The organism is Arthrobacter ginsengisoli, assembly GCF_031456935.1.
Taxonomy (GTDB): Bacteria; Actinomycetota; Actinomycetes; order Actinomycetales; family Micrococcaceae; genus Arthrobacter; species Arthrobacter ginsengisoli.
On record NZ_JAVDVQ010000009.1, the window covers coordinates 37,662 to 63,382 of the forward strand.

24 protein-coding genes are annotated in these 25,721 nt (G+C 69.1%); 6 read left to right on the forward strand and 18 right to left on the reverse strand.

Annotation, left to right across the window (positions count from 1 at the left end):
- Nucleotides 1-17: 17 nt before the first annotated feature.
- Both J2X01_RS11910 and J2X01_RS11915 read left to right on the forward strand, forming a co-directional pair.
- The gene (locus tag J2X01_RS11910; protein ID WP_310057308.1) at nucleotides 18-1,301 is read left to right on the forward strand and encodes an MFS transporter; all 1,284 of its coding nucleotides are present in this window, start codon (nucleotides 18-20) and stop codon (nucleotides 1,299-1,301) included.
- Nucleotides 1,298-1,978 (forward strand): FadR/GntR family transcriptional regulator, encoded by a 681-nt coding sequence (locus tag J2X01_RS11915; protein ID WP_310057311.1) that lies wholly within the window; start codon nucleotides 1,298-1,300, stop codon nucleotides 1,976-1,978. The genes J2X01_RS11910 and J2X01_RS11915 overlap by 4 nt, the downstream gene beginning before the upstream one ends.
- Before the next feature lie 54 nt (nucleotides 1,979-2,032).
- Here J2X01_RS11915 and J2X01_RS11920 read toward each other — a convergent pair whose 3' ends face one another.
- The 15 genes from J2X01_RS11920 to J2X01_RS11985 all read right to left on the reverse strand — a co-directional run bounded on the left by J2X01_RS11920 (nucleotide 2,033) and on the right by J2X01_RS11985 (nucleotide 17,673).
- Nucleotides 2,033-3,052, reverse strand: coding sequence for a DNA topoisomerase IB (locus J2X01_RS11920; protein WP_310057314.1), 1,020 nt, complete (start codon nucleotides 3,050-3,052; stop codon nucleotides 2,033-2,035).
- A gap of 158 nt (nucleotides 3,053-3,210) precedes the next feature.
- Entirely contained in the window at nucleotides 3,211-4,665 is a 1,455-nt protein-coding gene (locus J2X01_RS11925) for an FAD-dependent oxidoreductase (RefSeq protein ID WP_310057317.1), read from the reverse strand.
- A gap of 97 nt (nucleotides 4,666-4,762) precedes the next feature.
- A complete protein-coding gene (gene cobA, locus J2X01_RS11930; protein WP_310057320.1) occupies nucleotides 4,763-6,058 on the reverse strand; it encodes a uroporphyrinogen-III C-methyltransferase in 1,296 nt (431 codons plus the stop codon).
- A gap of 149 nt (nucleotides 6,059-6,207) precedes the next feature.
- The gene (locus tag J2X01_RS11935) at nucleotides 6,208-6,504 is read right to left on the reverse strand and encodes a putative quinol monooxygenase (RefSeq protein WP_310057322.1); all 297 of its coding nucleotides are present in this window, start codon (nucleotides 6,502-6,504) and stop codon (nucleotides 6,208-6,210) included.
- A 42-nt stretch (nucleotides 6,505-6,546) separates the two neighbouring features.
- Nucleotides 6,547-6,774 carry a hypothetical protein gene (locus tag J2X01_RS22015; RefSeq protein WP_374724966.1) on the reverse strand — a complete coding sequence of 76 codons (228 nt, stop codon included), beginning with the start codon at nucleotides 6,772-6,774 and terminating at the stop codon, nucleotides 6,547-6,549.
- The gene (locus J2X01_RS22020; protein ID WP_374724967.1) at nucleotides 6,771-7,025 is read right to left on the reverse strand and encodes an SRPBCC family protein; all 255 of its coding nucleotides are present in this window, start codon (nucleotides 7,023-7,025) and stop codon (nucleotides 6,771-6,773) included. The genes J2X01_RS22015 and J2X01_RS22020 overlap by 4 nt, the downstream gene beginning before the upstream one ends.
- A 77-nt stretch (nucleotides 7,026-7,102) precedes the next feature.
- Entirely contained in the window at nucleotides 7,103-8,140 is a 1,038-nt protein-coding gene (locus J2X01_RS11945) for an ABC transporter permease (RefSeq protein ID WP_310057325.1), read from the reverse strand.
- Nucleotides 8,130-8,855: an ABC transporter ATP-binding protein gene (locus J2X01_RS11950; protein ID WP_310057327.1), complete on the reverse strand. Its 726-nt coding sequence runs from the start codon at nucleotides 8,853-8,855 to the stop codon at nucleotides 8,130-8,132. Before J2X01_RS11950 ends, J2X01_RS11945 begins: the two co-directional genes overlap by 11 nt.
- Before the next feature lie 44 nt (nucleotides 8,856-8,899).
- Nucleotides 8,900-10,105 (reverse strand): ABC transporter substrate-binding protein, encoded by a 1,206-nt coding sequence (locus J2X01_RS11955; protein WP_310057329.1) that lies wholly within the window; start codon nucleotides 10,103-10,105, stop codon nucleotides 8,900-8,902.
- Between the two features lie 236 nt (nucleotides 10,106-10,341).
- Nucleotides 10,342-11,508: an RtcB family protein gene (locus J2X01_RS11960; protein ID WP_310057332.1), complete on the reverse strand. Its 1,167-nt coding sequence runs from the start codon at nucleotides 11,506-11,508 to the stop codon at nucleotides 10,342-10,344.
- 200 nt (nucleotides 11,509-11,708) lie between these two features.
- Nucleotides 11,709-13,142 carry a sulfate adenylyltransferase subunit 1 gene (locus tag J2X01_RS11965; protein ID WP_310057336.1) on the reverse strand — a complete coding sequence of 478 codons (1,434 nt, stop codon included), beginning with the start codon at nucleotides 13,140-13,142 and terminating at the stop codon, nucleotides 11,709-11,711.
- Nucleotides 13,142-14,218, reverse strand: a complete 1,077-nt coding sequence (gene cysD, locus J2X01_RS11970) for a sulfate adenylyltransferase subunit CysD (RefSeq protein ID WP_310057339.1) — start codon at nucleotides 14,216-14,218, stop codon at nucleotides 13,142-13,144. Before cysD ends, J2X01_RS11965 begins: the two co-directional genes overlap by 1 nt.
- Nucleotides 14,215-14,964, reverse strand: coding sequence for a phosphoadenylyl-sulfate reductase (locus tag J2X01_RS11975; RefSeq protein ID WP_310057342.1), 750 nt, complete (start codon nucleotides 14,962-14,964; stop codon nucleotides 14,215-14,217). Before J2X01_RS11975 ends, cysD begins: the two co-directional genes overlap by 4 nt.
- The gene (locus J2X01_RS11980; RefSeq protein ID WP_310057345.1) at nucleotides 14,928-16,676 is read right to left on the reverse strand and encodes a nitrite/sulfite reductase; all 1,749 of its coding nucleotides are present in this window, start codon (nucleotides 16,674-16,676) and stop codon (nucleotides 14,928-14,930) included. The genes J2X01_RS11975 and J2X01_RS11980 overlap by 37 nt, the downstream gene beginning before the upstream one ends.
- A 262-nt stretch (nucleotides 16,677-16,938) precedes the next feature.
- Nucleotides 16,939-17,673, reverse strand: coding sequence for a sirohydrochlorin chelatase (locus J2X01_RS11985; RefSeq protein ID WP_310057348.1), 735 nt, complete (start codon nucleotides 17,671-17,673; stop codon nucleotides 16,939-16,941).
- Between the two features lie 62 nt (nucleotides 17,674-17,735).
- Between J2X01_RS11985 and J2X01_RS11990 the strand changes: the two genes are divergently transcribed.
- The gene (locus J2X01_RS11990) at nucleotides 17,736-18,407 is read left to right on the forward strand and encodes a trimeric intracellular cation channel family protein (protein ID WP_310057351.1); all 672 of its coding nucleotides are present in this window, start codon (nucleotides 17,736-17,738) and stop codon (nucleotides 18,405-18,407) included.
- Nucleotides 18,408-18,421: 14 nt separating this feature from the next.
- A complete protein-coding gene (locus J2X01_RS11995; RefSeq protein WP_310057354.1) occupies nucleotides 18,422-18,850 on the forward strand; it encodes a hypothetical protein in 429 nt (142 codons plus the stop codon).
- Between the two features lie 1,173 nt (nucleotides 18,851-20,023).
- Here the strand turns inward: J2X01_RS11995 and J2X01_RS12000 are convergent.
- The 3 genes from J2X01_RS12000 to J2X01_RS12010 are packed head-to-tail and all read right to left on the reverse strand — an operon-like array spanning nucleotide 20,024 to nucleotide 23,261.
- Entirely contained in the window at nucleotides 20,024-21,124 is a 1,101-nt protein-coding gene (locus J2X01_RS12000) for a polyprenyl synthetase family protein (RefSeq protein WP_310057357.1), read from the reverse strand.
- Nucleotides 21,121-22,467, reverse strand: coding sequence for a geranylgeranyl reductase family protein (locus J2X01_RS12005; RefSeq protein WP_310057360.1), 1,347 nt, complete (start codon nucleotides 22,465-22,467; stop codon nucleotides 21,121-21,123). Before J2X01_RS12005 ends, J2X01_RS12000 begins: the two co-directional genes overlap by 4 nt.
- 5 nt (nucleotides 22,468-22,472) lie before the next feature.
- Entirely contained in the window at nucleotides 22,473-23,261 is a 789-nt protein-coding gene (locus tag J2X01_RS12010; protein WP_310057363.1) for a demethylmenaquinone methyltransferase, read from the reverse strand.
- Nucleotides 23,262-23,389: 128 nt separating this feature from the next.
- On the opposite strand from J2X01_RS12010, the gene J2X01_RS12015 reads away from it, so the two are divergent.
- Both J2X01_RS12015 and J2X01_RS12020 read left to right on the forward strand, forming a co-directional pair.
- The gene (locus tag J2X01_RS12015) at nucleotides 23,390-24,724 is read left to right on the forward strand and encodes an isochorismate synthase (protein WP_310057366.1); all 1,335 of its coding nucleotides are present in this window, start codon (nucleotides 23,390-23,392) and stop codon (nucleotides 24,722-24,724) included.
- Nucleotides 24,725-24,886: 162 nt separating this feature from the next.
- Nucleotides 24,887-25,690, forward strand: a complete 804-nt coding sequence (locus tag J2X01_RS12020; protein WP_310057369.1) for an ABC transporter substrate-binding protein — start codon at nucleotides 24,887-24,889, stop codon at nucleotides 25,688-25,690.
- Nucleotides 25,691-25,721: the final 31 nt, after the last annotated feature.

Below are 25,721 nucleotides of genomic sequence, written 5' to 3' on the forward strand. Positions count from 1 at the left end.
ACGTCTAACCTTTAGGTATGGCTAGCAGCACGGCGGCGTCCGCCCCTCCCCAGACAGCACCCTCCGCCGTCGTGCGCACACCGCGCGGCGTGATCATCGCCGGTGTCGTCGCGCTCGTGCTGATCGGCCTCAACTTGCGCGCCGGCATCACCGGCGCCGCCGCGCTCCTGCACGACCTGCAGGAAGTCCTGGGCTACGGGCCGCTGGTCGCCGCCATCATTCCCTCGATTCCCACCCTGTGTTTTGCCGTGGCCGGCGCCGCGACGTCCTGGCTCACCCGCCAGCTCGGGCTCGAGAAGGCCATCCTGTTCTCCCTCGTGCTGCTCGCGGCCGGGCTGCTGGTCCGCGGGATCCCGTCCACCGGCATGCTGCTGGCCGGCAGCGTCGTCGGGATGTCCGGGCTGGCGATCTGCAACGTGGCGATGCCGTCCTTCATCAGGGTCCATTTCGCGCACCGGACCTCGCTGATGACGGCGCTGTACACGGTGACCATGACGACGGGAGCCACCGCCGTCGCCGTGCTGATCGTCCCCGTGGCGCAGCAGCTCGGCTCGCCCTCCGCCGGCGTCGGAGCGATCGGTTTCCTGGCGCTGGGCGCCTGCCTCGGTTTCCTGCCGATCGCCCTGCACGCGCACCGCAATGCGCCCGCGGTCAAGGCCGGCCGGGTCTCGCCCTGGCCGCTGCTGCGGACCCGGACCGGCGTGCTGATTACGCTCGGCTTCACGGTTCAGGCCCTGTTGGCCTACGCCGTGCTCAGCTGGTATCCCTACATGCTGGTCACGCTGGGCGTCTCGGCCGCCGAGGGCGGGCTGATGTTCGGCCTGATGCAGCTCGTCTCGGTCCCGGCCGGCATGGTGCTGGTCGCGATCGGCTCACGCCCCCGGATGCGGCGCACCGCGTTCTACCTGGCCACGGTCACGATGGCCGCGGGGGTCCTCGCGATGCTTGTCCTGCCGGTTTCCCTGGCCCCGCTGACAGCGGTGCTGCTCGGCATCGGCCTCGGCATCTTCCCGCTTGTGATGGTGATGATCAGCCGCAGCGGCCGCAGCACCGCCGAAACCACCGCCCTGTCCACGGTCGCGCAGTCCGCGGGCTACCTGCTGGCGACGATTGGCCCGTTCGGCATGGGGCTGCTGCACAGCGCCACCGGATCCTGGACGCTGCCGTTGATCCTGCTGCTCGCCGTCGCCCTGGGCCAGATCGTCGTCGGACATCTGCTGAGCGCCCGGCCAAAGCCACCCCGGCCCGCAGAATCCGGGCGCACTGCCTCGCAGCCCGCAATATCCCAGGAGCAGTCATGACCCTCACGACGTCGCACCGGCCGCCGCTGGTGGAGGAAATCACCGCCAAGCTGCGCGAGCTGATCCACTCGGGCGAGTGGCCGCTGCAGCAGCGGATCCCGGCCGAACCCGAACTCATGGCCATCCTTGGCGTCTCGCGGGGCACCCTCCGCGAGGCCGTGAAGGCCCTGGCCCACAGCGGCATGCTGGAAGTCCGGCGCGGGGACGGCACCTACGTCCGCGCCACCAGCGAGATTTCCGGCGCCGCCCAGCGGATGTACCAGGACCACTCGCAGATTCATATCCTGGAGGTCCGGGTCGCGCTGGACACCCAGGCGGCCCGGCTCGCCGCCCGCCACGCCACCGCCGACGACGTCGATGCGATGCGCGCGCTGCTGGAGACGCGCCGTACCGCGTGGCAGTCCGAGGACTACGCCGGCTGGGCCCGGGCGGACTGGGACTTCCATGCCCTGGTGGCGCAGGCCTCCGGAAATCCGCTGCTGCACGAGCTGTACATCAGCTTCGGCGTCGTATTCCACGCCGATCTTCTCCGGCAGCAGCGCCGCGGCGGTTTCAACGGCCTCCCGCTCGAAGGCCACGACGAACTCGTCGACGCCATCGCCGCGCACGACGAAACGGCCGCCGTCGGGAGCGTGCACCGGAACCTGAACTCCTGCGCGGAGTGGATCCGGCAATAGGGCCGACGCTGCCGGCGCCCGAGGCGCTGGAAGTCTTGCCTGGGAGGCTCTCCGCTACCCTGCGGCTTTCCGGTCCGCCGCGGCCTTCCGCAACGGGACCACGTCGCCCTCGCGGTACAGCAGGGCCCGGACCTCGGATTCCGCGGAGTCCACCCGCTTCGGGTCGATGGTCTCCCCCGCGGCGAAGTGGTCCAGGATCCGGGGATCCACATAGCTCTTCCGGGCGATCGACGGCGTGTTGCCCAGCACGGCGGACGCGTCCAGCATGGCGCGGCTCACCGCGCGTTTGCGGGCGAACACCTTGGGCTGCGGCCCGCTCCGCGCCAGGCTGGCCGCCGCCGCGCACGTTCCGCGCAGGGTGCGGAAATCCTTGGCGGTAAAGTCCTGGCCGGTGCGCTCCTTGACGTACTGGTTAATCTCCGCGCTGGAGACCGGGTGCCAGCGCCGGCCCTCCTTGTACGCCAGCAGGCGGGCGTTACCGCCGCGGCGCTTGAGCTGGCGCACGACGGCGGCGAGGTCGGCGTCGTCGATCCGTGACTCCCAGGTTTTGCCGCTCTTGGCCGGGAAGCTGAGCCGGAGCTCATCCTTGCGGACCGCCACGTGGGCGCAGAGCAGCGTGGCGAGGCCGTGGCTGCCGTTTTCGTTCGTGTAGCGCTCGGAGCCGACCCGCAGCGAGCCGCTGTCCAGCATCCTGAAGGCGGCAGCCAGCACCCGCTCCCGGGTGAGGCCCTCGGAGCGCAGGTCCAGGGTGACGAGCCGGCGCGCGGCGGGCAGGGTTTCGGCGAGCTGGAGGGAGCGGTCGAACTTCAACCGGTCCTTCCGCTCGCGCCAGCTCGGGTGGTAAATGTACTGGCGCCGGCCGACGGCGTCGAGCCCGGTGGCCTGGATGTGCCCGTTGTCGTAGGGTGCGATCCAGACGTCCGTCCACGCCGGCGGGATGCCGATGCTTTCGAGCCGTTCACGCACCGGCCCGGGCGGCAGGGTCGATCCGTCCAGGTCCTTGTAGCTGAACCCGGTCCCGGCCGTGACCCGGCGGTAGCCGCGGCCGGACGCGTTGCTCTGACGGAGCCTCATCGGCCGGTTCCGGGAATCTGCTGCTCATCCATGACGGTAAGCCTACTGACTACCGCCCGGGTTTCCCCGCAAAGCAACCAACGCGGGATCACTTCGCGCCCATAATCCGGGATGGGCGCGATGTGACCCCGCGTTGTTGGTGTGTCGTGGTGGGCGGATCAGACCTCCGCGGCCACTCCGTCGCGGGAGATCTGGACCATGGCCTCGCGCGGGACCACCTTGATGCGTTCGCGCTGGACGCTGCCGGCGTCGACGCTCGCCTTCTCGCCGAGCGACCGCTCGTGCGCGTCCAGGGCCAGCCAGCCTTCCCAGCTGGTGTACTCCACGCCGCGGTTTTCCAGCAGTTCGACGATCGTCTCCGGCGCCGGTGCCGCCGCCAGCGGCAGCTTGTCGCGGTCCTCGAGCAGGTAGGTCACGGTTTCGAGGGCGTCGCCCTTGGTGTGGCCGATCAGCCCGACCGGGCCGCGCTTGATCCAGCCCGTGGCGTAGATGCCCGGCACGTGGGTGCCGGAAGCGTCCAGGACGCGGCCGCCGTCGTTCGGCACCACACCCTTGCTGTGGTCGAACTCGACCTCGGGCAGCGAGGAGCCGAAGTAGCCGATGGCGCGGTACACGGCCTGGACCGGGTAGTCGACGAATTCCCCGGTGCCGCGGGCGTTGCCGGTGCCGTCCAGTTCGGTGCGCTCGAACTTGATGCCCGCGACGCGGCCGGGGGCTTCGGCGCCGTCGTACACCTCGACCGGGCTGTGCAGGAAGTGCAGGTGCAGGCGGCGGGAGGCCGTGAGCTCGGCGAGGTCCTCGGGCTGCTCGGCGATCCAGTTGGTGAGCGTGCCCACCATGGTCTTGGTCTGGTTGTTGCTCTGGATCTGCCGGTCCGATTCGGCGTCGAACTCAAAGTCCTCGGCGTAGAGGATGATGTCGACGTCCTTGGAGTGCGAGAGTTCGCGCAGCTCCAGCGGGGTGAACTTGACCTGGGCCGGGCCGCGGCGGCCGAAGACGTGCACGTCGGTGACCGGGGAGTCCTTCAGGCCGGCGTAGACGTTGTCCGGGATTTCGGAGACCAGGAGGTCATCGGCGTGCTTGGACAGCATCCGGGCCACGTCCAGGGCGACGTTGCCGTTGCCGATCACGGCGATTTCCTTGGCGTCCAGGGGCCATTCGCGGGAGACGTCCGGGTGGCCGTCGTACCAGGAGACGAAATCGGCGCCGCCGTAGGAGCCCTCGAGTTCAATGCCGGGGATGTTCAGGTCCGCGTCCTTGATGGCGCCGGTGGCGAAGATGACGGCGTCGTAGTGGGTGCGGAGGTCCTCGAGCGAGAGGTCCGTGCCATAGTCGACGTTGCCGAAGAAGCGGATGTCGCCGCGGTCCAGGACCTTGTGCAGGGCGTTGACGATCCCCTTGATGCGCGGGTGGTCCGGGGCGACGCCGTACCGGATCAGGCCGTAGGGCGCCGGGTAGCGGTCGAAGAGGTCGATACTCACGGTGAGCTCGCCGCTCTTGACGGCCTCACTCTTGGTCAGGATGTCCGCGGCGTACACACCGGCGGGTCCGGAGCCGACGACGGCGATGCGCAGCGGGCGGGCAGCAGTTCCTGCAGGGGTGTTCGTTGACACGGCTGTGTTCCTTTTTTCTGTCACGGCCCAACTGACTCGCAGTTAAGGCCGTTATGAGGGCTCAAAACGGCTTCTAATGCGAGCTAGTTGGGTGGGGCTAGGGGGTCAGTACGCGGGTCTTGGTGGTGCTGGTGGTGCGGGGTGTTCGGGGGGCGTTCGGGGTGGTGGTGCCGTAGTCTGCGGTCTTGAAGTGCGACGGCGCGAACGGGCTGACGCGGACCACGTCGCCGATCACGATCACCGCGGGGTTCGCGACGCCTGCGGCCTCCGCCTGGTCCGCGATGGTCCCGAGCGTTCCGATGGTCACCCGCTGGTTCGGCAGATAACCATTCTCTACGATGCCAACAGGCGTCTCCGCTGGCAAACCGGCGCGTCCCAGCGAGGCCGCGGAATCGCGCAACTGGCCTACGCCCATGAGCAGGATCACGGTGTGGTCGGCCCGGGCGGGGACTTCGGCGAGCTCCTCGTGGCCGGTGACCACGCTGAAGCCCTTGGCCAGCCCGCGGTGCGTGACCGGGATGCCGGCGGCGGCCGGGACCGAGATGGCCGAGGTGACGCCGGAAACCACTTCAACCTCGACGCCGTGCTGCCGGCAGAACTCGGCTTCCTCGCCGCCGCGGCCCAGGACGTACGGGTCGCCGCCCTTGAGCCGGACCACCCGGTGGCCCTGCAGGGCTTCGTCGACGAGGATGCGGTTGATCTCGGACTGCGGGACGGGGTGGTGGCCGGGGGTCTTGCCGACCTCGATCACGCGGACGTCGGGGGCCAGCTCGGCCAGGAGGTCGCGGGGGCCGAGGCGGTCAGCGACGACGACGTCGGCCTGCCCCAGGAGCCGACGGCCGCGGACGGTGATGAGTCCGGTGTCGCCGGGTCCGCCGCCGACGAGGGCCACGGTCCCGGCGGTGGTGGTTGCGCGTTGCCGGCGCAGCGGCAGGTCCCCGGTTTCCAAGGCGGTGGCGACGGCGTCGCGCAGGGCCATGGCGCGGCGCGGGTCTCCCCCGGCGTTCACGGCAATTTTGACGTCATCCACGACGGCGACGGCGGGCGTCCAGGCGGCGGAGGCTTCGTGGTCGGAGGCGTTGACGCACCAGATGCGCTGTGCCTCGGCGTCGGCCGCAACCTGGGCGTCCACCGCCGAATCGCCGGTGGCGGTCTGCACGAACCAGACGCCGTCGACGTCGGCCGGGCGGTAGGTGCGGGGCTCCCAGGTGAGCAGCCCGGCGCCGGCGAGCCCGGTGAGGGCGGGGCAGGCCTGCGGCGCCACGACGGTGACGCGGGCGCCGGCGTCGAGCAGTCCTTTGGCGCGGCGTGCGGCGACCGGGCCGCCGCCGACGACCAGCACGGCGCGGCCGAGGAGGCGCAGCGCCGTGGGGTAAATGTCCTGAATTGCCATGCATCGACGATAGGGCGGCCTCATATGGCGGGACAACGGTTCGGAAACACCCGTTCACGCAGGGTAACGCCACGTCACATACTTGTCTCGGTTCCGGCGCGCTCCCGGGGGCGCCCGGCGCCTATTTCACCGCGCCTATTTAATCGCGCCTATTTCACCGCGACGAGCTCGATGAGTTTGATGTCGGGGTCCTGGGCGAGCAGCTCCGGCCCGTACTGGCCCAGGGCCGCGGGGATGGCACCGTCGAGGTGGGCCTGCCGGTCCTCCTCGGTGTCGAAGGTGTCGAAGATGCCGAACGTGTTCTCGTTGACCCGGAAGGCGTACCAGGTCCGGGTGCCGGGCTCAGCCAGAACGATCTCGCGGCCGCCCTTGAGGAAGTCCCAGACATCCTGTTCCTTCCCCGGTTTGGCTTCGACCAGTGCCAGCACTCCGTATTTTGGCGCCACGGCTGTCTCCTCAGAATTGGTCTGGAACGGCCGCATACCGGCCTATAGCCGCGAGTGTAGGCCCGTCCCGGGGTCCGGACAAGGCGTCCCCAGAAGCACCCCGCGCCCGGCAATAAGGCGTTCCAGATAGCGGCGCAGGATGACCCGCTCGGCCAGCCAGCCCAGGGGTCCGAAGGGTGCCGTGAACTCAATCCGGTCCGTCATCACCGACCCTGCGCCGGTGGCCGCGAACTCGTGGACATGGCGGAACGCCTTGAAGGGGCCCTTCACTTGTCATCCACGAACGACGCGGGGTAGTCGAGGCGGGTCACGCGGCTGGTCATGGTCAGGGGAACGCCGAAGTGCCGGGCCCGCCAGGTCACTTCCTCACCGGCACCGATGAGTCCTGCAGTCACCCCGGCAACGGCACGCTCTCCCGACGCCGCCATCGTGTCGACATGTGCGTCGATGTTGCGCGCCCGGTCGAACAGCTGTTCCCTGGGCAGAACGGATTCGGTGCGGCAGACGAAGCTCACGGTCATGCCGCCAGTCTGCCAGAAGCAGCGGGCCCCGACGGCGGAAGTCGCCTTCGGGGCCCGGTGCCGGGTTGCGCGCGTGGTTAGCGGGTGCTTCCGGCGAGGAGACCACGACGGCGGAGCAGGCGCTTTTCGATCGGGGCGAAAACGAGCAGTTCGATCAGGATGCCGACGGCGAGGATCAGCAGGATCGCTGCCATCACGATGGTCATGTCGGAGAGCACCCGGCCCTGGTCCAGCAGCGAGCCAAGACCGAAGCCGATGGAGCCGCCAACGGCGATGATTTCGGCGGCCATCAGCGAGCGCCAGGAGAAGGCCCAGCCCTGCTTGAGTCCGCCCAGGTACCCCGGCAGGGCGGCGGGCAGGATGATCTGCAGTGCCAGTTGGAGCCGCGACGCGCCCAGGACTTTCCCGACGCTGCGGTACTGCGGCGGGATCTGGTCCACACCGGAGATCAGCCCGTTGATGATCGAGGGGATGGCGCCCATGAACACCACAAAGTACACGGTGGCGTCGGTGAGCCCGAACCAGATGATGGCGGCGGGTACCCAGGCCACGGATGGCAGCACCTGCAGCCCGGAGATCAGCGGCCCGAAGGCGCGGCGCAGCGGGGCGACCTGGGCGAGCAGGAGTCCGACCGGGGTCGCGATGGCCACGCTGATCAGGAAGCCGACCAGCCCGCGCTGCAGCGACGTCCAGACGGCCTCCTGCAGTTTGCCCTCGGCCCAGAGATTCCCGAATTGAGCCAGCACATCCAGCGGGCCGGGCACCAGGTCCTGCCGTTTGAACCCCATCGACACATAGAGCTGCCAGATGATCAGCAGCACCGCCAGGGCCGCAACAGGCAGCAGGATCCGGCTCCAGTCGACCCGGGCCTTGCGCCCGGCGTCGGACTGCAGCGAGTCCAGTCCCGCCTCGAGCTCGCGGAGGTCGGCCGGACCGGACGAGGACCGGGTCAAAGCCGCGGTGATGTGGCGGGTATCGGGCACCGCCCCCGATGCCGCCCCGGGAGTGGCATCGGGCCTGTCGGAGCCGGCCGCTTCGTCCGCAGGACGAATGCGATCCGGCGAAGGGGCGGGGGCGGCATCGGGGGCGGAGCCCCAGAGGAACTTACTTGGCATGGCGGCGGATCTCCTCGCGTAGCCGGGCGGTGATTTCGCCGGTGAGATGCCCAGCCAGTCCGGCGTCGGTGCGGTGCTCTTCGCTGACGTGCCATTCCCGCACGACGCGGCCGGGCCGGGACGAGAGCAGCAGCACGCGCTGGCCCAGCCGGACGGCTTCGCGGACGTTGTGGGTGACAAAGACGATCGTGCGGCCGGTTTCCTTCCAGATCCGTTCCAGCTCGTCATGCAGCAGGTCGCGCGTGATCGCGTCCAGTGCCGCGAACGGCTCGTCCATCAGCAGCAATTGCCGGTCCTGGGCGAGCGAGCGGGCCAGCGCCACGCGCTGGCGCATCCCGCCGGAGAGCTCGTGCGGGCGTTTGTCCCCCGCGCCGCCCAGGTGCACGAGGTCCAGCAACTCACCCGCCTTGACCCGGCGCTCCGCCTTCCCGACGCCGCGCAGCTTCAGGGCCAGCTCGATGTTCTCCCGCGCGGTCAGCCAGGGGAACAGCGCGGCGTCCTGGAACATAAACGCGGCGCCGTCGCTTGGCACCTCCAGGGCGCCCGACGTCGGGGCCTCCAGTCCCGCCATGATGTTCAGCAAGGTGGACTTGCCGCAGCCGGAGGCACCGAGCAGGGCGACGAACTCGCCCTGCCCGATGGTGGCGTTGACGTCGTCCAGCACCGGGGCGCCGTCGCCGAAACGCTTGCCCAGGTTTTCCAGTACGACTGGCATGGTCACGTCCTTACTTCTGTTGGCGGGCTGGAGGCTCGAACTGGCTAGTCCTGGCCGAGGCCCTGCGCTGAGACCCTGGTCCCGGTGGCGCCCTCGCCCAAGACGCTGTTCAGCGCCGTGAGGTCGAAGATGCCGTTGATGTCGGCCTGGGTGGTGGTGCCGGCGTCGACACCGTCCTGGAGGAGCTTCTTGTAGGTTCCGGCGAGCGGGTCGACGGTGTAGACGATGTTCTTGAGCGAACGTTCAATCACATCGGCCGGCAGGGCGGCGCCGGCGGATTCCTTGAGTGCGGCATTGAGGACCGTGGACTTCTCCGCGGCGGGGGCGGCGTTGAGCCAGTCCACCGATTCAACGTGGCCCTTCAGCAGCGCGGCGACGGTGGCCGGGTGTTCCGCGGCGAACTTCTTGTTGACAATGAGGACGGTGGTGATGAACTCGCCCTTTTCCCACAGGTCCTTTTCGTCGACGAGGACCTTCGCGCCGGCCTGGAGGACGAGGCGGGAGGCCCAGGGCTCGGGCAGCCACGCGCCGTCGAGCTTGCCATCCTGGAAGAGTTTCAGGGTCTGGGCGTTCTCGGTGGGGTTGATGGCGACGTCGCCGCTGCCGTCAGTACTGGTCTGGTAGCCCTGCTTGCCGAGCCAGGCGCGCAGTGCCACGTCCTGGGTGCCGCCGAGCTGCGGGGTCGCGAGCTTCTTGCCCTTGAGGTCAGCGGCCGAGCCGATTTCGGGTTTGACCACCAGCTGCGCCCCGCCGGAGGCCGCGCCGGCGATGATGCTGATCGATTCGCCTTTGCTCTTGACGTAGGAGTTGATCGCCGGGTTGGGGCCGATGTAGGTGGCGTCAATGGCGCCGGCGTTGAGGGCCTCGATCGCGGCGGGGCCGGCGTTGAAGACCTGGGTGCTGAGTTTGGTCTCGCCGAGGCTCTTCGCGATCAGGCCCTGGCTGGTGCCGACGAGGGCCGGGGCGTGTGTGATGTTGCCGAAGTAGCCGAGCCTGAGTTCGGCGGCGGCGGTGTTGGCCGCGGCGGCGGCCACGGGCGCGGCTTCGTTGTTGCGGGACACCGTGGACGCGACGGCGGCACCGGCGCCGATCAGCAGCGCGAGGCCGGCGGCGAGGCTGATCTCCAGAGTGCGCTTGCGCTTGGGCTTGGCAGATTCCCCGGCGACGATCCGGGTGGTGCCGGGCGTGGGGCCGGAGGTGGCCTGGCTGGGGGTCTGGCCGGGGTTGGGGTTGTTCGTTGGGGATGACATGCGCGAAGTCCTGTTCGTGGGGGCGTGCGGGGAAGCCGGGCGGGTGGTCAGCGCCGGCGACATCGCCCCCGGAACGCATCGCGGGGGCTGTTGGAGAGCCGATCCGTAGTTGTCATTGCTTCACCATAGGGACTGTCCGGAACACGGATCAACGGTCCGGAAACCCGGGGTCACGCGCGTTCATGCAACGTCACATGCGGGCCGCCATCCGGGCCGTTCCACGGATTGGGTGCGGATTAATCGCCCTTAACGTTGACGAGCTGCCGGAGCTTGTGCCGTATTTTGACCAGGTCCGCGGAATCGCGCATCACCTGGTCAATGGGTTTGTACGCCGCCGGGATCTCGTCGATGAAGGCCTCGCTGGGACGGAATTCGATCCCGTGCATGGCGGCCTTCAGCTCGGCGAGGGAGAAGGTCCGCCTCGCGGCGTTCCTCGAGTATTCCCGCCCGGCGCCGTGCGGGGACGAGTTCAGGGACACGGGGTTGCCCAGCCCCACAACTACGTAGGACGCCGTGCCCATGGACCCGGGAATCAGCCCAGGGTCCCCGGCCTGGGCCCTGATGGCGCCCTTGCGCGAGACCCAGACGGACTTGCCGTAATGCTTTTCCTGCGTGGTGAAGTTGTGGTGGCAGTTGATCCGTTCCGCCTCCCGGACGGGACCGCCGACCCAGGTTTCAAACTGCCGGACCACCCGGTCCATCATCTCCTCGCGGTTCAGCAGGGCGAAGTGCTGGGCCCAGCGGAGTTCCGTGATGTAGCGGTCGAATTCCGGTGTGCCTTCCGTCAGGTAAGCCAAGTCCGGGTGCGGCACCACGATGCGCCGGCTCCGGACCTGGCTGCGGGCCTCGGCGATGTGCCGCTGCGCGAGCTTGTTGCCGACGCCGCGGGAACCGGAATGCAGGAACAGCCAGACGGCGTCGGCCTCGTCCGCGCACACCTCGATGAAATGGTTGCCCGAGCCCAGCGATCCCAGCTGCAGCGTCCAGTTCGCGGCGTACTGGGCGGGGTCGAAGCCTACTTTGGCTGCCCTCCGCCGCAATTCGGCCACGCGCGGTTCGGCCGTGGCGGTGATTTTGCGGTTGTTGTGGCCGGCGGACAGCGGGACGGCGTGCTCGATTCCTTCCCGCAGCCGTTTCCGGTCCTTGGGCAGATCCTTGACGGCATACTGCGTGCGGACGGCGATCATGCCGCAGCCGATGTCAACGCCCACGGCGGCGGGGATGACGGCGCCGAGCGTCGGGATGACGGATCCCACGGTGGCGCCCAGGCCCAGGTGGGCGTCCGGCATCAGCGCGAGATGCGGGTAGATGATGGGCAGCTGCGCGGTGGTCAGGGCCTGCTCGCGGGTCAGGTCATCCAGGATCGAGGCCCAGCTGACCAGCCGGCTGTTGATGACTTCCACGGCGCCTCCCACCACGATGATCGTGGCAGGGCAGCCGTGCTGGCAAGGGCCGGAAACGCCGAAATCGCCGCAGACGCTTGGGGTCGCTGAAAGTTTTCAGCTACCCCAAGCGTCTGCGGCGATTCGCGGATAATCAGGGCTGACAGCGGCCGCCCACAGGTCAGGGGCGCCTGACGGGGGGCCGCCCGGGCCAGAGGCGCCTAGATCGAGTAGCGCTCGTCCTCGTGGTCGCCGGGGTGGTCCTTGACCAGGCCTGCGGCGAGGGTGTTGCCGTCCAGCGGGTCGATCACGAGGAACGCCCCGGTGCGGCGGTGGTGCAGGTAGTTCTCCAGCGGCAGCGGCGCGGCGAGCCGCAGCTGGGCATGCCCGATGTCGTTGAGCTCCAGGGTGGAGGTCGGCTCGAGCTGGAAGTTGGTGAGGTCCAGCTTTCCCGTCACATTCCGGACCAGGGCCTGGACCGTGCGCGTACCGTGCTTGACCAGCACTTTCGCTCCCTCACGGAGCGGCTTCGGCGACAGCCAGCACAGCGCCGCGTACAGGTCCGCCGAGGCTTCCCGGATCGTGCCCGCCGCCGCGATGGTGTCGCCGCGGGCGACGTCGAACTCGTCCGCCAGCCGCAGCGCAACGGACTGCGGGGCCACGGCTTCGGTGAGGCGCTGCCCGGCGAAGTCGATGCCGGTCACCGTGGTGGTGCGCGGCGCCTGGCCCGGGGTGAGGACGCTGACTTTGTCCCCCAGCTTCACCGAACCCTCGGTGATCTGGCCGGCATACGCGCGGTAGTCGCGGTAGCCGTCGACGTCGAGTCCGCCGGCGACGGCGTCGGGCGCCAGCGCACCCTGCGGCCGGACGACGAGCTGCACCGGGAACCGGAAGCTCTCCAGGTGGCTTTCGAGTTCGTCCGCGGCCGGCAGCGTCTCGAGGACCTCGAGCAGGGCCGGTCCGCCGTACCAGGGCGTGCGGTCCGAGCGGTCCACAACGTTGTCGCCGTCGAGCGCGGACACGGGAATCACCAGCAGGTCCGCAACCCCGTCAGATCCGAGCCCGAGTTCGCGGCCCACTTTCTGCACGTCGGCTTCAATCTCGCGGAACACGGCCTCGCTGAAGTCCACCAGGTCGATCTTGTTCACGGCAACAATCACATGCGCCACCCGCAGCAGCTGCAGCACGGACAGGTGCCGGCGGGTCTGCTCGAGGACACCCTTGCGGGCGTCAATGAGCACGACGACGGCGTCCGCAGTGGACGCGCCGGTCACCGTGTTCTTGGTGTACTGCACGTGGCCGGGGCAGTCCGCGAGGATGAAGCTGCGGCGGTCCGTGGCGAAGTAGCGGTAGGCGACGTCGATGGTGATGCCCTGTTCCCGTTCGGCGCGCAGGCCGTCGGTCAGCAGCGCGAGGTCAATCGCTTGAGTGCCGGTAGCCCCGGATCCGCCGAAGCCGCGGTCCGCCGAGGTGCGGGCGACGGCGTCGAGCTGGTCGGCGAGGATCGCTTTGGAGTCGTGCAGCAGCCGGCCCACCAGGGTGGACTTGCCGTCGTCGACCGATCCGGCGGTCGCGAAGCGGAACAGCGAAGCATGCGCGAGGGGCGCCTCGTCAAGCAGGGCGGCCGCGCGGGCGGTGTCGATTTCGGTGCTCATTAGAAATAGCCGTCCTTCTTGCGGTCTTCCATGGCGGCCTCGGAGATGCGGTCATCCGCCCGGGTGGCGCCACGTTCGGTGATGGTGGAGGCGGCAACTTCGATCACGACGTCGCGCACGGTGGCGGCGGCCGATTCCACGGCGCCGGTGCAGGACATGTCGCCGACGGTCCGGTAGCGGACGGTCTTGGTGATGACCTGCTCGGTGTCGCGGGGCTGGGAGACCTCGCCGACCGCGCGCCACATGCCGTCGCGGGCGAAAACCTCGCGGTCGTGGGCGTAGTAGAGGCCGGGCAGGTCGATGTTTTCGCGCTCGATGTAGCGCCAGACGTCCAGTTCGGTCCAGTTGCTGATCGGGAACGCGCGGACGTGCTGGCCCACGGTGTGCCGGCCGTTGTAGAGGTTCCACAGCTCGGGCCGCTGGTTGCGCGGGTCCCACTGGCCGAACTCGTCGCGCAGGCTCAGGATCCGTTCCTTGGCCCGGGCCTTGTCCTCGTCGCGGCGGCCGCCGCCGAAGACGGCGTCGAACTTGTTGCGCTGGATCGCGTCCAGCAGCGGCACGGTCTGCAGCGGGTTGCGGGTCCCGTCGGCGCGCTCGGCCAGCTCGCCGGAGTCGATGAACTCCTGCACGCTGCCGACGACGAGCTTCAGGCCCAGCCGCTCCACGGTCCGGTCGCGGAACTCGATGACCTCCGGGAAGTTGTGCCCGGTGTCCACATGCAGCACCGGAAACGGCACCTTCCCCGGCCAGAACGCCTTGGTGGCCAGGTGCAGCATCACCACGGAATCCTTGCCGCCGGAGAACAGCAGCGCCGGCTTCTCAAACTCGGCAACCACCTCGCGGATGATATGAATCGCCTCGGACTCCAGGGTGTCCAACGACGACAGGCGAGCCGACCGCACAGCCGGAGCAGCAGATGCCGCCCCGGGAGTGGCATCGGGCCTGCCGGAGCCGCGCGCATCGTCCGAAGGACGGATGCCGCGCGGCGCAGGGGCGGGGGCGGCATCTGCTGTGGAGGCGGTGGTGATTGGTGCGGCATCAGAGTCGACGGCCACGAAAGTTGGGAAGTTGCTCATACGTGTAGTCCGCATTCTGTCTTGTCGGTTCCTGCCCAGCGTCCGGCGCGGGGGTCGTCGCCGGGCGCCACCTTGCGCGTGCAGGGCTGGCAGCCAATGGACGGGTAGCCCTGTGAAAGCAGCGGGTTGACGGGGAGGAGGTTGTCGTCGGAGTACTGGACCAGCTGGTCGAAACTCCAGGCCGCGACCGGGTTGACCTTGACCAGCCCGTTGGTTTCATCCCAGGTGACCAGCGGGGTGTTCGTGCGGGTGGGTGCTTCGTCGCGGCGGACGCCGGTGAACCAGAGTTCGTAGCCGGCGAGGGTGCGGCGCAGCGGGGCCACCTTGCGCAGCGCGCAGCACTGGGCGGCGTCGCGGGCGAAGAGGTCCTTGCCGAGCAGCCGGTCCTGCTGCTCCACGGTGTTCTCCGGGAGCACGTCGACCACATTGACATGCAGGTTTGCGGCGACTTCGTTGCGCGTGGCGTAGGTTTCCGGGAAGTGGTAGCCGGTCTCCAGGAAGAGCACGTCGACGCCGGGAAGCTGGTCCGCAACGAGCGCCGGGAGGACGGCGTCGGCCATGGAGCAGGCCACGGCGACGGCAGGCAGTTCGAAGTTGCGCACCACCCAGGCGATCACGTCGCGGGCAGGGGCGTCCCAGCCCAGCTCGGCGGCGCCGGCTTCAGCGATGACCTTGAGCTCGTCGTGCGTGCGGAGGTCTTTTGTCCGGGTCACTGCAGGTCCCCTTCCTCGGCGGCGAAGGCCCATTCGGCGAAGGTCTGGCCCTCGGTGTGGTCGGCGACGAACTTGCGGACCACGCGCTCCACGTAGTCGGGCAGGTCGTCGGCCGTGACCTTGAGGCCGCGGACGGTGCGTCCGAGGCCGGCCTCCTCGCGGCTGTCGGAAGCCAGCCCGCCGCCGAGGTGGACCTGGAAACCCGGGGTGGGGTCGCCGTCGGGCGTGGGAAGCATCATCCCCTTGAGGCCGATGTCCGCGGTCTGGATCCGGGCGCAGGAGTTGGGGCAGCCGTTGATGTGCAGCGACAGGGCCTGCGGGAGCTGCTCGGTCTCGACGAGGTCGGCGAGGCGGCGTTCCAGCTCGGCAACCGCAGTCGCGGCCGTGAGCTTGGTTTCAACGATGGCGAGCTTGCAGTATTCAATGCCGGTGCAGGCGATGGTGCCGCGGCGGAACACCGAGGGCCGGGCGGAGAGGCCCAGGGCGTCGAGTTCGGCGACGAGCGGTTCCACCTGGTCCCCGGGCACGTCGAGGACAACGAGCTTCTGGTGCGGGGTGGTGCGTAGCCGCTGCGAGCCGCGGGCCTCCAGGGTGTCGGCGAGCTTCACGAGCTGGCTGCCGGAGAGCCGGCCGGCAATGGGGGTGGCGCCGATGAAGAACTTGCCGTCCTTCTGCTCGTGGACGCCGATGTGGTCGCCCGGGGTGGAAGGCTTGGGGGCGGCCGGGCCGTCGTCGAGCTTGTAGCCGAGGTATTCGTCCTCGAGGACCTGGCGGAACTTCACCGGGCCCCAGTCGGCCAGCAGGAACTTCAGACGCGCCTTGGTGCGCATGCGCCGGTAGCCGTAGTCGCGGAAGATGCTGGTGACGCCGAGCCAGACGTCGGCGGCCTGGTCGGGGCGGACGAAGGCGCCGAGGCGCTTGCCCAGCATCGGGTTCGTGGATAGCGCGCCGCCCACCCAGAGGTCGTAGCCGATGCCGAGTTCGGGGTGGACCAGGCCCACCAGGGCGACGTCGTTGATCTCGTGGACCACGTCCTGGCTGGGGTGGCCCGTGATGGCGGTCTTGAATTTCCGCGGCAGGTTGGCCAGTTCCGGATCGCCGATGAACCGTTCGGCGAGCTCGTGGATCAGCGGCGTCGGGTCGATGATCTCGTCCTTGGCGATGCCGGCGACCGGGGAACCGAGGATGACGCGCGGAACGTCGCCGCAGGCCTCCGTGGTGGACAGCTCGACCGACTCGAGGCGGCGCCAGATTTCCGGCACGTCCTCGACCCGGATCCAGTGCAGCTGGATGTTCTGCCGGTCGGTGAGGTCGGCCGAGTCGCGGGCGAAGTCAACGGAGATCTGGCCGATGACGCGCAGCTGCTCGGTGGTGAGGGCGCCGCCGTCGATCCTGACCCGGAGCATGAAGTACTTGTCCTCGAGCTCGTGCGGCTCGAGCGTGGCGGTCTTGCCGCCGTCGATCCCGGGCTTGCGCTGGGTGTAGAGGCCCCACCAGCGGAAGCGTCCGTGCAGGTCGGTGCCGTCGATCGAGTCGAAGCCGTGCTTGGCATAGACCGACTCGATCCGCTCGCGGACGTTGAGGCCATTGTCTTCCTGCTTCCAGGTTTCGTTGGCGTTCAGCGGCGCGGTGCCGTCCACTTTCCACTGCCCGTGCGGCTTTGCGGCGGGGCGGGACGCGGGGCGCTTGGTGCGGCCTGGGGCAGCCTGGTCCGGGGACGCTCCGGCTAGAGCTGTATCAGTCATGGATCGACTTTAGGGCGGGCCGTAATGCCGTCACAAAGGGTCAGAAACGCGGGGTCACCTAGGGCAACAAATCGTCACGTTGCGTCGGCGAGCCTTGAAGTGGCGCGGGTCGTGTGCATGGCTGCGGGGCGGCGCGGCGGCCGGGTCGGGCGCCGGCCAGCGGCCGGGTCAGGCGCCGGGCAGCGGCCGGGTCAGGCGCCGGCCGCGAGGGCGGGTCAGGCGCCGGGCAGCGGCCGGGTCAGGCGCCGGCCGCGAGGGCGGGTCAGGCGCCGGGCGCGAGGGCGGCGTCGTAGCGTTCCAGGGCGATTTCGGCGAGCACCGGGGACGGCAGCAGCGCCGCCGTGACGAGGTCCGCGCCGGCCTTGGCAAGCTGGTCGTGGAAGAAGCCCGGCGCCAGCAGGTAAGCGGCGATGACCACCCGGCCACCCAGGTCCACCGCCCCGGCCGACTCGCCCGCACCCGCGCCGCCGGCGGCTTCCTCGCGGAGCATGGCCACCGCGTCCGGCACCGAGGGCTTCGCGGACGCGCCGTACGCGGCCACGATCCGGTTGGAACGCAGGGCGCGGAGCTGGTCTGCGAGTTCCTCGACGTTCTGCGCGGCGGTGGGATCGGAGGAACCGGCAGCGGCGAGGATGACGGCGTCGTTGTCGGTCACGCCGGCTTCCCGGAGCCGGACGTCCAGCAGCGCCGCGAGCCGCGGATCGGGCCCCAGCGGGGCGGCGGCGCGCGTGTCCGGCCGGCTCTTGACGGCCCGGGCGATGTCCACCTTGACGTGGTACCCGACGCTGAGCAGCAGCGGGACGACGACGGCGGTCTCCCCCGCTGGCAGGCCCGCCACAACGGCCGGCAGTTCGGGCTCCTGGACATCGACGTAGGCCTCGCGGACGTCGAGCCCCGGCCGCAGCGCCGCGATCCCGGCGCGAAGGGCGTTGATCTCGGCGGCACCCTCGGCGCTCGAGGTGCCGTGGGCGCAGGCGATCAGGATGGGGCTATTCATAGCCGTTAGCGTAACCTTGGAGCCGCCCCATCCGCCCCCTTGATATCCCACCGGGACCCTCCATGACTTTTTCCTTCAGCGTTGTCCTGCTCGGGCTGGACCTGGCGGGCGTCTTCTTCTTCGCGGTCTCCGGGTCCCTGCTCGCGGCACGGAAGCAGTTCGACATCATCGGCTCCCTGCTGCTGGCCTCGGTAGTGAGCCTGGGCGGTGGCGTCATCCGCGACATCATCATCAGCGCCGGCCCTCCCGCGGCCTTCACCAACCCGGCCTATCTCGCCCCGCCGCTGCTCGCCACGGTGCTGGTGTACTTCCTCTTTTCCAGCGTCCAGCGCTTCACCTCCCTGCTCATCCTGTTCGACGCCGGCGGCCTGGCCCTCTTCTGCATCACCGGAACCCTCAAGGCGATGGATGCGGGGATGAACCCCGTCGCGGCGGTGCTCCTCGGGGTCACGACGGCGGTGGGCGGCGGCCTGCTGCGCGACATCACCGCCAATGAGGTGCCGCAGCTGTTCGACCCGAAGGACCTCTATGCGCTGCCGGCCTTTGCGGGCGCGGTCCTGACCATGATCCTGTCCGTTACCGGCGCCTTCAATGCGGTGACCGCGGGTGCCGTGGCCGCGATTGTTTTCGCCTTCCGGGTCACCGCCTGGCGGCGGCAGTGGCACGTTCCGCTGGCGGTCCGCGGCTGGCACCGCCTCGGCCTGGACACGGCGGAAGACGGGGCAAAGGATTAGCTAGGATAAGACCCATGACTGACATGTTCCTCGAGAAGTTCCGCGCGCTTGTTCCGAAGTATCTCGAAGACGAATGGCAGGAAGAGGATGGCCTCCCGGCGGACGAGCTGGATGCGGCCCTCGCCGAGCACCAGTTCCAGGTGCCGCTGGTGCTCAGGGAGTTCTACCTCGCGGTCGGCGGCTGCGAGGACATCATGGAGGCGTACCACTACTTCTGGGACCCCGAAGAGCTCGAAGTTGATGACGAAGGCTTCCTGATGTTCCTCGAGGACGAGGAAGAACAGTTCACCTGGGGTTTCCGGGTCGGCGACCTCAGCGTCCCGGACCCGATCGTGTACCGCCGCAACAACGCCCGCGCCCAGTGGAAGAGCGAAGAGGGGACCTTCTCCGAGTTCGTCTTCGACATGTTCGAGTGGGCCTTCAACGACGACGACGAGGACTAAGGCCAGCTCCCCCGGCTGCCCGGGCCGCGGGTGTGGGGCCGCGGACGACGACCCGCACTCCCGCACCGCGTTTTCCGCGCCCGCCCGCGTTTTCCGCGCCGATTTCAGACAGCCGCTACGCGGATCCACGTAGCGGCTGTCCGTTTCCGAAGCGGATTCCCGGCGGACGCCGCGGTACGCCGTCGCATGGGGGAAAGCCGCGAACCGCTCCAGGCTGGCGCGCTCCGACCCCGCCCACCGGATGACCCCGCCGCCCGGTCGCCCGGATCCGGAAGCGCGGACGACGTCCGTTACTCCCGCACCGCGTTTTCCGCGCCGGCCCGCGAATTCCGCACCGACTTCAGACAGCCGCTACGCGGATCCACGTAGCGGCTGTCCGTTTCCGCAGCGGATTCCCGGCGCACGCCGCGGTACGCCTTTCTCAGGGCTGACGAACTCCGACCATGTCCACCGGATGACCCGCCACCCGGTCGCCCGGATTCGGAAGCGCGGACGACGTCCGTTACTCCCGCACCGCGTTTTCCGCGCCGGCCCGCGTTTTCCGCGCCGATTTCAGACAGCCCCTACGCGGATCCTCGTAGCGGCTGTCCGTTTCCGTAGCGGATTCCCGGCGCACGCCGCGGAACGCCGTCGCATGGAGGAAAGCCGCGAACCGCTCCAGGCTGGCGAGCCCCGACCAGGTCCACCGGATGACCCGCCACCCGGTCGCCCGGAACCTGAAGCGGGGACGACGTCCCGCACTCCCGCACCGCGTTTTCCGCGCCTACTCGCGATTTCCGCACCGACTTCAGACAGCCGCTACGCGGATCCACGTAGCGGCTGTCCGTTTCCGCAGCGGATTCCCGGCGCACGCCAGGGAGCGCCTCTCTCCAGGGCTGGCGAGCTCCGACCCCGGCCCTTCCTCACCCGCAGCCGAGGGAACGGCCCAGACCGCGGCAAAGTGGCCCCGGACGGCATTAAGCCCGGCTAAAACCCGGCGAAAAATTCTGTGACTCGCAAATTACACGAGGGCTAGACAGCGTGACACTTCTGTCATAGGCTCATTCATGGGTTCACTACATGCCTCCGGTGGATCTGATGCGAACGGAGAAATGGCCCCGGTTCGACACAACGGATGACGTTGTGAGAACCGGGGCCATTCCGCTTAAGACGGGGAATCCCAGGAGCGGAGGATCAGCTGGCGCGGTCCACCACGGCCAGTGCGAAGTTGCTCAGCGAGGTCTTCACGACACCCTCGGGCAGCGGCGCCAGCGCGGCGATGGCCTCGTTGGCCCAGGCCCGGGCCACCACCCACGATTCGGCGGTCACGGGGTGTTCCCGCAGGCCGGCGACGGCGGCGGCGAGGGCCTCGTCGGAGCTGAGGTCGCCGTCAATGAGCTTCAGGAGTTCAACGGCGGACTGGTCGCCGTCACGGGCGGCGTTGCGTAGCAGCAGCACCGGCAGTGTCGGCACCCCTTCGCGCAGGTCGGTGCCCGGGGACTTGCCGGACTTGACCTTGACGCCGGTGACGTCGATGACGTCGTCGGCGAGCTGGAAGGCCACGCCCACCTTTTCGCCGTACTCGACCAGCATCGGCTCGTAGCTTTCATCGGCGCCGGAGAAGATGGCGCCGAGCTGCCCGGAGGCCGCCACCAGCGAGCCGGTCTTGTCCGCGATGACCGAGAGGTAGTGCTCCACCGGGTCCTCGTCCGGGCGGGGGCCCACGGTCTCGTGCAGCTGGCCCAGGCAGAGCCGCTCAAAGGTCCGGGCCTGGATGCCGAGCGCGCGGGAACCGAGTTCCGAGACCAGGATGGAGGCCCGGGCAAAGATCAGGTCACCAGTCAGGACGGCGACGGAGTTGCCCCAGATCTCGTGTGCCGTGGGTGCGCCGCGGCGGAACGGCGCGGAGTCCATCACGTCGTCGTGGTACAGCGTCGCCAGGTGCGTCAGTTCAACGACGACGGCGGCCTGCACCACGGCGGGCCGGGAGGCGTCGCCAAGGTGGGCGCAGAGCAGCGTCAGCAGCGGCCGGATGCGCTTGCCGCCGGCCTCCACGAGGTGGCGCGACGTCGCGTCAGCCAGCGGATCCGAGTTGGCGATAGCCTCGCGCAGTTTCTTCTCCACGCGGGCCAGGTTGGTGGTGATCGCGGGACCCAGTTCGGGGTCCCCGGCGATCGCGGCGAAGCCGGCCGGCAGCTGCAATCCGGTGGCGATCGCGGTGGTGTTGAGGCTGGGCTCAGAGCTCGGCAGGCCGTGTCCGGCGTGCGTCCAGCTGTGGTCTGCAGAGTTGGTCACGGGTTAACCCTAACTTCTGATGCGGAAACCGCGGAGTTGGTGCCGGTTTGCGGAGAGCCGCCGGTGTTGGAGGTCGCCGGGACCAGCGATTCCAGCAGCCGGATGACGCGGTCCTCGAAGCCCCTGGCCGACGGATCGGTCAGGTTGGCCAGCAGCCGCACCACGAACCGCATCAGCACGGGAATGGGCATGCCCGTCCGGAGCGCAAGTTTCATCACGGCCGGCTTGCCGATCAGGGCGGCGAAGGCACGGCCCAGGGTGAAGTGCGACCCCCACTGGTCCCGCACGTAGTCCGCGTACCGCGAAAGGTGCGCATCGGCGTCGTCCGCGGTCCATCCGGCCGACGCCGAGCGGGCGGCGCCGTCGATGATGAACTCGGCCGCGAACCGGGCGGACTCCATCGCATAGGAGATGCCCTCGCCGTTGAACGGGGAGACCATGCCGCCGGCGTCGCCCAGCAGCAGCAGCCCCGGCGAGTAGTGCGGGGTGCGGTTGAAGCCCATCGGCAGCGCGGCGCCGCGGATCTCGCCGACCTGGTTTTCCGGGGTGAATCCCCACTCGGCGGGCATGCCCGCGGTCCATTCGCGCAGGACCTGCTTGTAGTCCAGCTTGCCGAATTCCTTGGACGAGTTCAGGATGCCGAGGCCCACGTTGGAGGTGCCGTCGCCGACGCCGAACACCCAGCCGTAGCCGGGCAGCAGCTTCCCGTCGCGGCCGGGGAGCTCCAGCCAGCCTTCCATCCAGTCGTCGTCGTGCCGCGGCGAGGTGAAATAGGTGCGGACGGCGACGCCGAGCGGACGGTCGTCGCGCTTCCGGATGCCCAGCGACACGGCGGTGCGGCTGGAGTTTCCGTCCGCGGCGAGCACGACGTCGGCGCTGAAGTCCCGGGTTTCGCCGGTCTTGCGGCCGGATTCGTCGAGCAGCGCGGCGCGGACCCCGGCGACCCGGCCGTCGTCGTCGCGCAGTGCCTCGGTGACGCTGTGGCGTTCCAGCACGACGGCGCCCGCGGACTGGGCGTGGCGGGCCAGTTCCTCGTCGAAGCCGAGCCGCGTGCGGATCAGCCCGTACTGCGGGAAGTCGGAGACCTCCGGCCAGGGAAGTTCGATGCTGCGGCCGCCGGCCAGCAGGCGCAGGCCCTTGTTGCGGCGCCAGCCGTCACTTTCGGGGTGCGGCAGGCCAAGCTTCTGGATCTCGCGGACGGCGCGGGGCGTGAGGCCGTCGCCGCAGACCTTTTCACGCGGGAAGCTGGTCTTTTCCAGCACCGTCACGTCGATGCCGGCCTGCGCCAGGTAGTACGCGGCAGTGGACCCGGCCGGACCGGCCCCGACGATCAGTACTTTCACGGTGGCTAACGCGCGGGCCGGGTGATGTTGCGGCGCAGCTTCGCCACCGGTCCGGTGTGGGCGGCCAGCGCCGCAGCGCCCGCGGCGGGGCCGGCGGCGCCGCCCGGCTTGACCGCGCGGTGCACGGCGACGATTCCGCCGCTGAGGTTGCGGTAGGACACGCCGTCCCAGCCGGCTTCCTGCAGCCAGGCCGCGAGGTGGTCCTGGTCCGGCCAGGCGCGGATGGACTCGGCGAGGTAGACGTAGGCGTCCGGGTTGGAGGAGACCTTGACGGCGATCGCGGGCAGCGCGCGCATCAGGTATTCGGTGTACATGGTGCGCCACAGCGGCACCACGGGCTGGGAGAACTCGGCGATGACGAGCTTGCCGCCGGGCTTGGTGACGCGCAGCATCTCGGCCAGGGCCTTCTTCGGCTCGTTGACGTTGCGCAGGCCGAAGGAGATGGTGCTGGCATCAAAGGTGTTGTCCGCGAACGGCAGGCGGGTGGCGTCACCGGCGATGAAGTCGATGTCGGGGCGGCGGCGTTTGCCGACCTTGAGCATGCCCAGCGAGAAGTCGCAGGCGATCACGTCGATGCCGGCGTCGGCATACGGCTCGCTGGACGTGCCGGTGCCGGCGGCGAGATCCAGGACCCGCTGGCCCGCCGTCACATCCATGGCTTCGACCACAACCTTGCGCCAGCGGCGGGTCTGCCCCATCGACAGGACATCGTTGACGACGTCGTATTTAGGGGCGACGTCGTCAAACATCGTGGCTACTTCGTCCGGACGCTTATCCAAGGATGCTCGGTTCACCCTGACATTGTCTCAAATGATCAGCACACACCCTAACCGCGCCCCAAACCCGCTCAAACACGCCTGAACAGGGCCTCAGCCGCGCCTGAGCAGGGCCTCCGGCGGCGCGGGAGTAGTGTTGTCTCACTATGACGAGCGCGTTCCGTACCCTGACAGTCCCCCTCGATGAAGAATCATTCCCCGGGGGGCTGCCGTCGTTTCTGGTGCGGGACGACCTGCTCTGCTGGACCCGCCGCGAGGCCGGCCTGGTCGGCTTCGGCGAGGTGGCCCGCTTCACCGCCACCGGGCCCGACCGTTTCCTCGAAGCGGACATCTGGTGGCGCCACCTCGTCCTCGAGGCCGAGATCGAGGACGCCGTGGACTGGCCGGGCACTGGCCCCGTCGCCTTCGGCTCCTTCGCCTTCTCCAAAGCCTCCACGCACGAGTCGCGGCTGATCGTGCCCGAAATCGTGGTGGGACTCCGCGACGGCAGGGGCTGGCTCACCCAGTTGACGTTCGACGACGGCGAACTCACCGAAGCGGGCGCCCGCGCCGCGCTGGACCGCTGGCTCGGGACACCCGGCGTCGTGCCCGCTGGAGAAGACCTTGCCGCAGACCCGGCCGTCGTTGAACAGCGCGGCGCGACGCTGCACACCGGTTCGCTGAGCGAGGCGGACTGGATGGCGGCCGTGGCCGCGGGGGTGGCGGAGATCCGCACCGGTGCGCTCGAGAAGCTCGTGCTGGCCCGCGACATCGTCGCCACCGTCCCGGCCGGGGTGAACGCCGCCGAGATCCTGCGCCAGCTCGCCCTCCGCTACCGCGAATGCTGGACCTACGGCGTCGACGGGCTGGTGGGCGCCACGCCCGAGATGCTGATCCAGGTGGAGGGCCGCACCGCGCAGGCCCGCGTCCTGGCCGGCACGCTGGACCGCCGCGACGCCGACGGCATGGCCGGCTCGCCGCTCGAGTTCGCCGAGCGTGTGCTGGCCGGATCCGAAAAGCAGCGGCACGAACACGACATCGCCATCCAGTCGCTCACCACGCAGCTGGCGCCGTTCTCGGAAGCGATGAACGCACACAGCGAACCCTTCATCCTGGAACTGCCCAACGTCTGGCACCTCGCGTCGGACGTGAAGGCCGAGCTGACCGAGGTGGAGGGACATGTCCCCACCTGCCTCGCCCTGATCAACGCCCTGCATCCCACGGCGGCGGTCTGCGGCACGCCCACCACCGTCGCGGGCGCCCTGATCCGCAAGCTGGAGCACCTGGACCGCGGCCCCTACGCCGGACCGGTCGGCTGGCTCGACGCTGCCGGCAACGGGGAATGGGGCATCGCGCTGCGCGGCGCCGTCATCGAGTCCCCCGAAACGGTGCGGCTCTACGCGGGCTGCGGCGTCGTCGAGGGCTCCGTGCCGGAAGCCGAGCTCGCGGAAACCTGGGCGAAGTTCCGGCCGATGCTGGAGTCCCTGGGCATCAGCAGCTAGAGTCCGGCATAGGAGACACCGCGTACGTGAAGGGGCTTGCGCTAATGTCGTCCATAGTTATCCAATGGTAAAACTTAGTTTCCTGTGATGCACATCTCGTTTTCGGCGTTACACTATAAGCCGATTAAGTCACGTCTCTCCTGCAACAAGAGGTAAAAAACCATGCAGCTCAAGTCCCTCGCCACGGCAAAGGTGGCCGCCAAGGCAGCCGCCCTCCTCGCCGTCGGCGCCCTCACCCTCACGGCCTGCGGCGGCAGCTCCACCCCCGCAGCTTCCTCCGAAGGCGGCGTGCAGCTCATCAACCCCGGCAAGCTGACCGTCTGCTCGGACGTGCCCTACGAGCCGTTCGAATTCCAGAAGGACGGCAAGATCGTCGGCTTCGACATGGACATCGCAGCGGAGGTGGCAAAGGACGCGAAGGCCGAGCTCAGCGTCGTGGACAGCTCCTTCGAGGCCATCGAGACCGGAACCGCCCTGACCCAGTGCGACGTCTCCATCTCCTCCGTCTCCATCACGGACACCCGCAAGGCGGTCATGGACTTCTCCGAGCCGTACCTGAACGACGACCTGACCCTCGTGGCCTCCGGCGCTTCCGGCATCACCAACCTCGACGGCGCCAAGGGCAAGAAGGTCGGCGTGCAGCAGGCCACCACCGGCGCCCAGTACGCGAAGGACCAGGGCCTCGACGCGCAGCAGTTCGAGGACACGGGACTCCTGGTCCAGGCGCTCAAGGCCGGCACCATCGACGCCGCCCTGGGCAACCAGTCCGTCCTCGGCTACGCCATCAAGGATGACGCCAACTTCAAGCGCGTGGAGAACTACGCCACCGGTGAAAAGCTGGGCATCGCCATCAAGAAGGGCAACACCGCGATGGCCACCCAGGTCAACGGCACGCTCAAGCGCCTGACCGACGATGGCACCCTGGCGAAGTTCGAGACCACCTGGTTCGGCGAACCTTCCAAGTAGCCAGCACCCGGCCTGAGACCTACGCAGTTGA